Origin of the sequence: Filibacter tadaridae (assembly GCF_900609045.1) — a bacterium.
In the GTDB taxonomy this organism is placed as follows: domain Bacteria; phylum Bacillota; class Bacilli; order Bacillales_A; family Planococcaceae; genus Sporosarcina; species Sporosarcina tadaridae.
Genome location: NZ_UXAV01000019.1, coordinates 76,445 through 84,751, shown reverse-complemented (window position 1 = coordinate 84,751; position 8,307 = coordinate 76,445). Strand labels below are relative to the sequence as shown.

Below are 8,307 nucleotides of genomic sequence, written 5' to 3'. Positions count from 1 at the left end.
TGAAGTTAGATGGAGCGCGGAATGCGGGGAAACTTGCACGTTCCGTGTTGAGCAGGGGAAAAGCTGGAGATTGCTTCAAACGCTTACCTATTGCTGACGTTTGTTTAACATCAAAAGCCTAATTCCTCGCCAAAAAGAAGCAGGAGTTAGGCTTTTTTATCCTTCGTTATTTTAAATTTTATCCCATTGGTGAATACGTTGGCGACAAATGTTAAGTCTTGCGGAAAACACTGGTAAAAGGATGGCGGAAGTGGTGCATTCTTCTAACCGTAATCAATCAATGGGAAGCGGTATTTAAACTACTTATAATGGGGGATTTTTCTTGGAATATAAAGGTTCCGCGGTTTATGACGATGATGAATTCCTTGACAATTATCTATCAAGAAGATGTAGGGCGGAAAGTCCGAACAATGTCATTGAAAAGCCTGTGTTAATGGAGCTGATTGGCGAAGTTCGTGGAAAAAAGGTACTGGATTTAGGTTGTGGGGACGCTGAATTCGGAGTTGAGCTACTGGGACAAGGCTGTTCGTTTTACGAGGGCGTTGAAGGTTCGCTTAATATGGTCCGAAAGGCAGTAAACGCCTTGGATTATACTATTAGTAAAATCCATCATTCATCGATGGAAACATGGGGTTTTCCGGAAGAAGTGTATGACTTGGTCGTATCCCGGTTAGCCCTGCATTATGTAGAAAATATAGAACCCGTGTTTAATCAGGTGTATAACTCCCTAAAAGAAGATGGGCAATTCGTTTTCAGTATTCAACATCCAGTTTTAACTTCTTCAGTACAAAGTGCAACAAAATCGGCACGAACAGATTGGAAAGTGGATGATTACTTTCATACTGGAAAACGGGTGGAGCCATGGATTGAAAAAGATGTCGTCAAATATCATCGGACAATAGAAGAATACTTTCAAGGATTGAAACGTGCAGGATTTAAAATAGAAGAAATAAGTGAATGCCGTCCGCGCCGCGAGAACTTCAAAAATGAAGAGGAATATAAGAGACGAATGAGAATCCCCTTGTTTTTGGTGTTTGCATGCAAAAAATAAAGAAGTAGTAGTGGGGGATAAATCATATGGAAATAGTTGAACAATGGAATCAAGAAGATAGCGATTTTATCCGAAGTAAAGTCATTGAGCATAATATGAAACAGCTTCCCAACGAACTTAAAACGCCAAGGGAGAGCATTAGCTATGTTTTAAAAAATGACAATGGAGAAATAATGGGTGGCATTACCGGAGATATGTTTTGGCGTCATATGCATATTGACTTTTTGTGGGTCGGTGAGAGTGTTAGGGAAAAGGGCTATGGCAGTATTCTATTGGGGAAAATCGAAAGCGTTGCAAGAGCTAAGGGATGCAGGCTTATACACTTGGATACATTCAGCTTTCAAGCGCCGGCATTTTATCAGAAAAACGGCTATGAAATTTTTGGTGTGATAGAAGATCATCCAAAAGGGTTTAGCCAATACTTTTTGCAGAAGAGATTCGATAGCTAGCCAATAAGAAGTAGGTTCACGATTTATACAGTAGATGTATCCATAACTGAAAAACGGAAGTCCCGTTAATGTGTTTAGTCACATACTGGCGTTCAATTGTTCAAGGTATTATATTATCACTTGCAGCTATTCTTTCAGTCAATTGTCTGATAATTGATAAGGGAATATGTTATGCTATATACATTAATCTCATGGAGGGATTCGTATGAAATTTGTACAGCTTGAAAATGAAGAACTTGCGAATGCTGTGGCAACGGGGGATGCTTTTATTCAGATAGGCAATCGAAAGTTTATGTTATTTGAGATTGAAGAGGCTAGTCAGACAGGTAATTATGAGGTCGTAGATTCAGAAGAGAAATTGCTACTACAGGAAGCAATGAACAACTATAATCCGCCGGTGTCGAAGCAAGAGATACTAAAAAGATTGGCCCGGATTAAAAAACAATGAAGGTTATATGGAGAGAATCATCGGTGAATTCGTTACTTGAGTTGGACGTTTGAAGGATGGAAAACGGTTGGATACCTATTGGTGGGCATTTGGTAGAAGTTATTGAAAGTTTTTTCTCTTGTCAGGACATCTTTTTATATGAGCCTGGTAGAATTGTTGCCATTGAGGGTATGACCATAGATATGAGAATGGTGCTTATTTCCCCTGGTAAGGTAGATCCGTACAAGGTATTCTATCGACTAGAAGAAAATCAAATTCAGATTTATTTGGTGCGTCATCCGCATCAAAAGTCTCTGCTATGAATACAAGTGAGTTTTAGTTTCTAAGCAAAATCTAGCCTGTTTAGAACCGAAAATCATTAAAAAAAATACCTCTACCATCAGCTACGACAATCGATCCGCCGATATCATCCGTTTTCTACCCCTTCTTGATTCCTCTTTCTTGTTGCTTGTAGTGGAAGCGCTCGACTCCCGCGGGAATAGCATGAGCCTTGAGACCCCAGCAGACAAGGATGCTGAGATATATCGCCCTCGGAAAGCGAGAACTGAAACGAAAAAGCAACTGTCCTTTTTGATGTTATAAACTTTTGCTTGTTCTATATGGGCAAATAAATTAAAGATGGTCTTACCGAGGCGTTGTGTCCAAATCTCTTCGACGTGTGTCAGCAGAAAAACATGAATTGTATTAACCATACGTATTTGGTATATTATAAGCAATATGAATCCTTGACGTGACTGAGTAAATAAGAATTGTGAACCAGAGAGTAAGGTCATTTGCTGAAAGCCTTACCACCGCTTCTTATTGAAACCTACCACTGAGATGTTATGACAACATAACCGGTTCGTTGCCGTTATGAAACGTTTAGAGGGCTTAGATTCAGCTAAGCTAAACTAAGGTGGTACCACGTCCATTCAGCACAAAGACGTCCTTTCAGAGGGACGGCTTTGTGCTTTTTATTATTGTAAGGGGGAAAACAAATGACAAACCAACAGAATGATTTTACGGAATGGTACATCGACACGATTCAAAAGGCGGATTTGATGGATTATACACCAGTCCGCGGCTGTATTGCTTTCAAACCGGATGGCTATGAAATTTGGGAACATATCCAAGATGAGATGAATCGACGCTTTAAGGAGACGGGCCATCGCAATGCTTATTTCCCGATGCTCATACCTGAATCGTTCTTCCAAAAAGAAAAGGACCATATCGAAGGATTTTCACCTGAGTTGCCTTGGGTTACGGAAGTTGCAGGCGAAAAGTTGGAAGAACGTCTTGCACTCCGACCAACTTCAGAAACGATGATTGGTCATTTGTATGCCGATTGGATCAATAGCTATCGGGATCTTCCTGTATTGATCAACCAATGGGCGAACGTTTTCCGTTGGGAGAAGAAGACACTTCCGTTCATCCGTACTTCCGAGTTTCTATGGCAAGAAGGACATACGGCGCACGTAGATGAAGATGAAGCACGGGCTGAAACGATGCAGATGCTTACCATTTATAAAGAAGTTGTGGAAGAGCTGCTTGCTATTCCTGTATACGACGGACAAAAAACACCTTCCGAGCGTTTTGCAGGTGCAGTGGATACGTTTTCCATCGAGGCGATGATGAAGGATGGAAAAGCGGTTCAAGCAGGAACGTCCCATTACTTGGGAACAAAGTTTGCAGAAGCATTTGATATAAAATACCTGACGAAAGAAAACAAACATCAATTTGTGCACACGACTTCATGGGGAACATCCACACGGTTAATCGGGTCCGTCATCATGGTCCATGGCGATGAACAAGGCCTTGTCCTACCGCCGCGTGTAGCACCGACGCAGGTTGTCCTGATTCCAGTTGGCCCATGGAAGAAGAATCCTGCAATCATGGAGAATTTGGACAAACTATTTGCAGAGTTGAAGGCTAAAGGAATCCGTGTACGTTTGGATGATTCCGATCGGTCCCCAGGTTACAAATTCAATGAGTGGGAACAAAAAGGGGTTCCTGTCCGCGTTGAATTGGGGCCACGTGATTTGGAAAATAGCCAAGCGCTCATAAAGGCACGTGATTGGGATGAGAAAGTCGCTGTCGATCTACCGTCGAGTGTAGATACAATTGTAGATGAATTGCAGACAATGCAAACGCGTTTGCTTGAAAAGGCGCGTATATTCCGCGACAAGCACTCCCATACACATGTGGATTCGCTTGAGCAATTAACGCAACATATCGCTACTTCAACTGAAAATGGAGATATTCCCGGGTGGATTCTTGCGGGTTGGTGCGGAGATGATGCTTGTGAAGAACATGTGAAAGAAGTGACGAAATTCACGACACGGAATATTCCATTCAATCCACCTACTACAAAATCCACTTGCATCAATTGTGGGAAAGAATCGAAACATACCGTTTGGTTCGCTCGCGCTTACTAATAAAAAGAACTACAAAACGTTCCACCCGATGAAAGGGTAGGAACGTTTTTTGTTGACTTTTATAATAACCGTAAAAGGTCATTCGCTTTGCGAATGGTATTTCATTCATATAATTGAATATACTTATGAGCCGAATACGAATAAGCTAATGATATAGAGGTTCAAGGAAAGAAGGACATCCTATGGAATTCATTATGCTTTATTTCATCGGCTTTGCTGCAACAACGCTTGGTACACTGGCAGGCGGTGGGGGGCTTATTAGTTTACCAGCCATGCTCCTACTGGGATTGCCAGTTCACTCTGCAATCGGGGCGAATAAAGTATCGAATACAGTTAGTTCGCTTTCGAGTTTTCTTGTGATTTACAAAAACAAGGAAGTGACTGTAAAAGAAGCTCTGACAGTTATCCCAATTAGTCTTGCCGGTGGGATTACTGGTGGAATCATCGCATCCCTGCTGAAAGAGGAATGGATGATTGTTATCGCAATTATCCTTTTAACATTTGCTTTCATAACCTCATTTCTTGGCAAAACAGACTTTGAAGGCGATGAACCCTTTCGTGTAACTAAAAAAAGTACCACTTCATTGTATGGGATCGGTATATATGACGGTGTGTTTGGACCCGGTAGCGGGACGCTTGCGCTGTACGTATATGCACGTTTACGTGTTTCTTATTTGCGGGCGGTTGGACTGTCTCGGGTCATGATTTTTTCGAGTTGTTTCGGTGCATCAATCAGCTATATCTCGACCGGGAAAATCATTTGGCCCCTTACGATCGCGTTAATGCTCGGTTCGATAAGCGGCGCGCAACTCGGTGTTCGCCTCGCGCGTAGATTGAAAAAAGAACATGTTAAACCTATCCTGCGCATCGTCACTATCCTTTTGATCATGCAAATTGCTGTGAAGTATTTTGGGTGATTCATGGCAGCCTTTTCGCATATTGGGGCTAAAAAACGGGAGTGTGACACAAGCATCTGTGTGGCACGTTCTGATACAACCACATTATAGTTGTTATTGACGTTTTCCATCGAGCACTTCCTTCACCGCGCTTTTCATCATCAAAGAAACATCATCAATGCTATATCTGGTCCTACCGGAAAGTCGATCTTCCTCGGCCGAAATTAAGTTTTCACGCAACTTTAGCATACTTTCACGTTTGGTAAATGCAGCGATATCCATGACGACAAGGTCGCCTTCACCATTTTTAGTGAGGTATACGGGTTCTCCGGTTGTCTTGCATATTTCGACGATCTCATTATAGTTATTTCGAATCGCTGCTGACGGTTTTATATTCAACATGTATATTCCACCATTACCTGTAGCAATTCATTCGCTGTTACGGCGCGCTCGCCGCCCCCTTGAACAAATGCATCGCTTCCTCCGCCTTTTCCGTTAATGAGGGGGAGTGTAGCTGATGAAATTTGCTTCATGCTCGTTTCCACGGAAGCTCCACGTGCTGCGACAAACTGTAACTGATCTTCATTTTCGGCGACAAAAAGGACAATGATTTCATCGTCTTCCGCCACGAGTAGACGGGCGAGTTTTTGTAGACTTTGGACAGGCCGATTTGCGAACACGGCTTTTACGACGTAATTGTTCTGCTGGCTCAGTAAGTCTTTCACCTCGAATGCTAACAATTCATCGTTCACTTCTTCCAACGACTTCTCAAGCACTCGATTCGTTTCCAATAACTTCTCCACAGAAGCGGCGACACCATCTTCGGGTGCACTTAACAGCTTCGACGTAGTTGCCAATTCACGGTTTTTCTTATGCAATTGTTGCAGTACACGCCCGCCACAGACAAAATGTACACGGGTTTTGCGCTTTTGTTTTTCCGTCGACAAAATTTTAATGGTACTTACCTGACCTGTTGAATCTGGATGCGTGCCGCCGCAACCGTTATAGTCATAATCGGGGATGATGACTAGGCGGATCTCGTCCGTCACTGCCAGTTGCTTACGCAGGGAATCATGATCAAGTTCGTCTTCCGTCACCCATTTTGTTTCAATCGGTCGGTTCTCCAAGATGATTTTGTTTGCCAGTTGCTCCACTTCATCCAATTGTTGCTCTGAAACAGCCTCTACATCCAAATCAATCGATACGATTTCATTGCCTAAATGGAAACTAACCGTTTGGAAATCAAACAACTCCACAAATGCAGCGGTCAAAATATGTTGGCCCGCATGCTGCTGCATATGATCAAATCGACGCACCCAGTCAATCACACCTTCTACCTCATTGGGGGAATCCAGGTTTCCCGCAACGAAATGGCGGATTTCCCCGTCCACTTCCTCCACACTCAGTACGCGAAATCCATTCAAAGTCCCTGTATCATGGGGTTGCCCGCCACCAGTCGGATAAAATGCCGTATTATCCAACACGACATATGGGCTTCCTTTGGTATCCTGCGACACGTTTACCACATGCGTCGAGAATTTTTGGCAATAGGGATTTTCGTAATACAATCGATCCTTCAACATGATATCGACTCCTACCATCGTTTTTCTTCAGTCTATCATGAAAGAAGGGAAGAGAGCCAAAACCATACGGCTCGGACTCTCTTCTCATTTATCATTCCACGATCTCAAAGCTCTCCAGCATACGATGGAATCGGGCACCATGGCCTTCCGCCGCTTCGAGGAAGTAGTTTTCCTTGATGATGAAACTACCCTTTTTGCCGTTGCTGATGATATAAGTGTGAACAATTTTACTGTCCCATTGACTACCGGCGGCTCCGTGTAAAAGGAAACCTTCGACGGGTTCCGTTACTTCTTTAATGTCCCGTAGTTCAGGAAAGTCTTTTATTAAGTCGGCTTCGACTTTTTTTACGAGATCCTCCGGTTTTTCATCTGCGACTTGTTTGATTTCCATAGTGACTTCAGGGTACTTTTCCGGGAGTGGATCAATCGTTGTAATGATATCGGATACCTCTCCCTTGATCACTTTGTATCGTGTTTCATCAACGTAAATGATGTAATTGGAATCTTGCCCCTCGTGTAAGTCGACATTTGTTATTTCGTCTTGGCCTTCGATATTTTGAACGACCTCTTTTTCAGGGACGAACATGTCTTTGATAGTCTTGATGAATGCCATCCCTGTATCTGTTTGTACGGTAAACACGAGGATAATGGCCGCAGCCGCCAGCAGTACGAATGGAAGTACACGCTTTTTCTTTTTCCTTTTCATTTTCTTCACTTCTCCTTTCTTTACACTGAATAATTCATTTTCCAAACCGTCCCAGATCTCATCCTTTAGACCGTGTGTATCTTGTGTCGTCCGTTTATCAATATCTTTTTTTGCCTGTTTATCCAGATTACTCATTGTGAGGCACCTCCTTTTTCATGCGGCTCTAATTGCTCTTTCAACCGCTTCCTTCCCTTAAACAACCGTGATTTCACAGTGTTGTGGTTCAGTCTTAGGATATCCGCAATTTCTTTCCCAGTGAAACCTTTCACGTACTTTAAAATGAGCGGAATTCGATGTACATCATCTAGAGACTGAATCGTATCGTATAAGTCGGAAAGTTGGTCGAAGGATTCTTCAGCTAAGGTAGGATTATTTTCCAAGTCGGGAAGTTCGAACTTTGAAAGAGGAGACTCTTTCTTCAGAAGGCGAAGGCATTCATTTGTCAGGATTCTATAAAACCAAGGATCGAATGGCAAATCAGGGTTGTATTGTTCAATTTGTCGATAGACGCGGATGAACGTTTCCTGGACTGCATCCTTCGCCATTTCACGGTTTCCCGTGATGGCGGATGCAGTTCGGATCGCAGAATCTGCGTACGCTTCGTAAAATTGGTGGAATGCATCTTTATCACCTGATTGGATGCCGGTTATCCATTCGTTTTTCATCACTCATTTGCACTCCTTTCGGAACAACGTGAAATTGTTGCTCTTAATATATATACCCTTGTTATGGTCAAAAAGTTTTCGGAGGTTCGTTTATT

The 8,307-nt window shown here is 42.7% G+C and carries 10 protein-coding genes and 1 other annotated feature; of the genes, 6 read left to right on the top strand and 4 right to left on the bottom strand.

What is annotated here, in order from left to right; genetic code table 11:
* Positions 1-322 precede the first annotated feature (322 nt).
* The 6 genes from FILTAD_RS02950 to FILTAD_RS02925 all read left to right on the top strand — a co-directional run bounded on the left by FILTAD_RS02950 (position 323) and on the right by FILTAD_RS02925 (position 5,279).
* Positions 323-1,051: a class I SAM-dependent DNA methyltransferase gene (locus FILTAD_RS02950; RefSeq protein WP_124069013.1), complete on the top strand. Its 729-nt coding sequence runs from the start codon at positions 323-325 to the stop codon at positions 1,049-1,051.
* A 26-nt stretch (positions 1,052-1,077) separates the two neighbouring features.
* Positions 1,078-1,500 (top strand): GNAT family N-acetyltransferase, encoded by a 423-nt coding sequence (locus FILTAD_RS02945; protein WP_124069012.1) that lies wholly within the window; start codon positions 1,078-1,080, stop codon positions 1,498-1,500.
* A 205-nt stretch (positions 1,501-1,705) separates the two neighbouring features.
* Positions 1,706-1,948 (top strand): hypothetical protein, encoded by a 243-nt coding sequence (locus tag FILTAD_RS02940; protein WP_124069011.1) that lies wholly within the window; start codon positions 1,706-1,708, stop codon positions 1,946-1,948.
* Between the two features lie 56 nt (positions 1,949-2,004).
* Complete coding sequence (locus FILTAD_RS02935; RefSeq protein WP_124069010.1) at positions 2,005-2,250, top strand: hypothetical protein; 246 nt, start codon at positions 2,005-2,007, stop codon at positions 2,248-2,250.
* 414 nt (positions 2,251-2,664) lie between these two features.
* Positions 2,665-2,881 (top strand) — a binding site (T-box leader).
* A 44-nt stretch (positions 2,882-2,925) separates the two neighbouring features.
* The gene (proS, locus tag FILTAD_RS02930; protein ID WP_124069009.1) at positions 2,926-4,362 is read left to right on the top strand and encodes a proline--tRNA ligase; all 1,437 of its coding nucleotides are present in this window, start codon (positions 2,926-2,928) and stop codon (positions 4,360-4,362) included.
* A 182-nt stretch (positions 4,363-4,544) separates the two neighbouring features.
* Positions 4,545-5,279 (top strand): sulfite exporter TauE/SafE family protein, encoded by a 735-nt coding sequence (locus FILTAD_RS02925; protein ID WP_124069008.1) that lies wholly within the window; start codon positions 4,545-4,547, stop codon positions 5,277-5,279.
* Between the two features lie 93 nt (positions 5,280-5,372).
* Here the strand turns inward: FILTAD_RS02925 and FILTAD_RS02915 are convergent, their stop codons facing one another.
* From FILTAD_RS02915 to FILTAD_RS02900, 4 genes are all read right to left on the bottom strand, one after another.
* Positions 5,373-5,660 (bottom strand): type II toxin-antitoxin system prevent-host-death family antitoxin, encoded by a 288-nt coding sequence (locus FILTAD_RS02915; protein ID WP_124069007.1) that lies wholly within the window; start codon positions 5,658-5,660, stop codon positions 5,373-5,375.
* Positions 5,654-6,838 (bottom strand): alanyl-tRNA editing protein, encoded by a 1,185-nt coding sequence (locus tag FILTAD_RS02910; protein ID WP_124069023.1) that lies wholly within the window; start codon positions 6,836-6,838, stop codon positions 5,654-5,656. Before FILTAD_RS02910 ends, FILTAD_RS02915 begins: the two co-directional genes overlap by 7 nt.
* Before the next feature lie 94 nt (positions 6,839-6,932).
* On the bottom strand, positions 6,933-7,682 hold the full coding sequence (locus FILTAD_RS02905) for a hypothetical protein (protein ID WP_124069006.1): 750 nt from the start codon (positions 7,680-7,682) through the stop codon (positions 6,933-6,935).
* Positions 7,679-8,212 carry an RNA polymerase sigma factor gene (locus FILTAD_RS02900; RefSeq protein WP_124069022.1) on the bottom strand — a complete coding sequence of 178 codons (534 nt, stop codon included), beginning with the start codon at positions 8,210-8,212 and terminating at the stop codon, positions 7,679-7,681. Before FILTAD_RS02900 ends, FILTAD_RS02905 begins: the two co-directional genes overlap by 4 nt.
* Between the last annotated feature and the right edge of the window lie 95 nt (positions 8,213-8,307).

Excerpts from the sequence above, each read along its gene's own strand:
- FILTAD_RS02945 (WP_124069012.1), top strand. The coding sequence starts at position 1,078 with ATGGAAATAGTTGAACAATGGAATCAAGAAGATAGCGATTTTATCCGA.
- FILTAD_RS02940 (WP_124069011.1), top strand. The coding sequence starts at position 1,706 with ATGAAATTTGTACAGCTTGAAAATGAAGAACTTGCGAATGCTGTGGCA.
- FILTAD_RS02935 (WP_124069010.1), top strand. The coding sequence starts at position 2,005 with ATGGAAAACGGTTGGATACCTATTGGTGGGCATTTGGTAGAAGTTATT.
- proS (WP_124069009.1), top strand. The coding sequence starts at position 2,926 with ATGACAAACCAACAGAATGATTTTACGGAATGGTACATCGACACGATT.
- FILTAD_RS02925 (WP_124069008.1), top strand. The coding sequence starts at position 4,545 with ATGGAATTCATTATGCTTTATTTCATCGGCTTTGCTGCAACAACGCTT.
- FILTAD_RS02915 (WP_124069007.1), bottom strand. The coding sequence starts at position 5,660 with ATGTTGAATATAAAACCGTCAGCAGCGATTCGAAATAACTATAATGAG.
- FILTAD_RS02905 (WP_124069006.1), bottom strand. The coding sequence starts at position 7,682 with ATGAGTAATCTGGATAAACAGGCAAAAAAAGATATTGATAAACGGACG.
- FILTAD_RS02900 (WP_124069022.1), bottom strand. The coding sequence starts at position 8,212 with ATGAAAAACGAATGGATAACCGGCATCCAATCAGGTGATAAAGATGCA.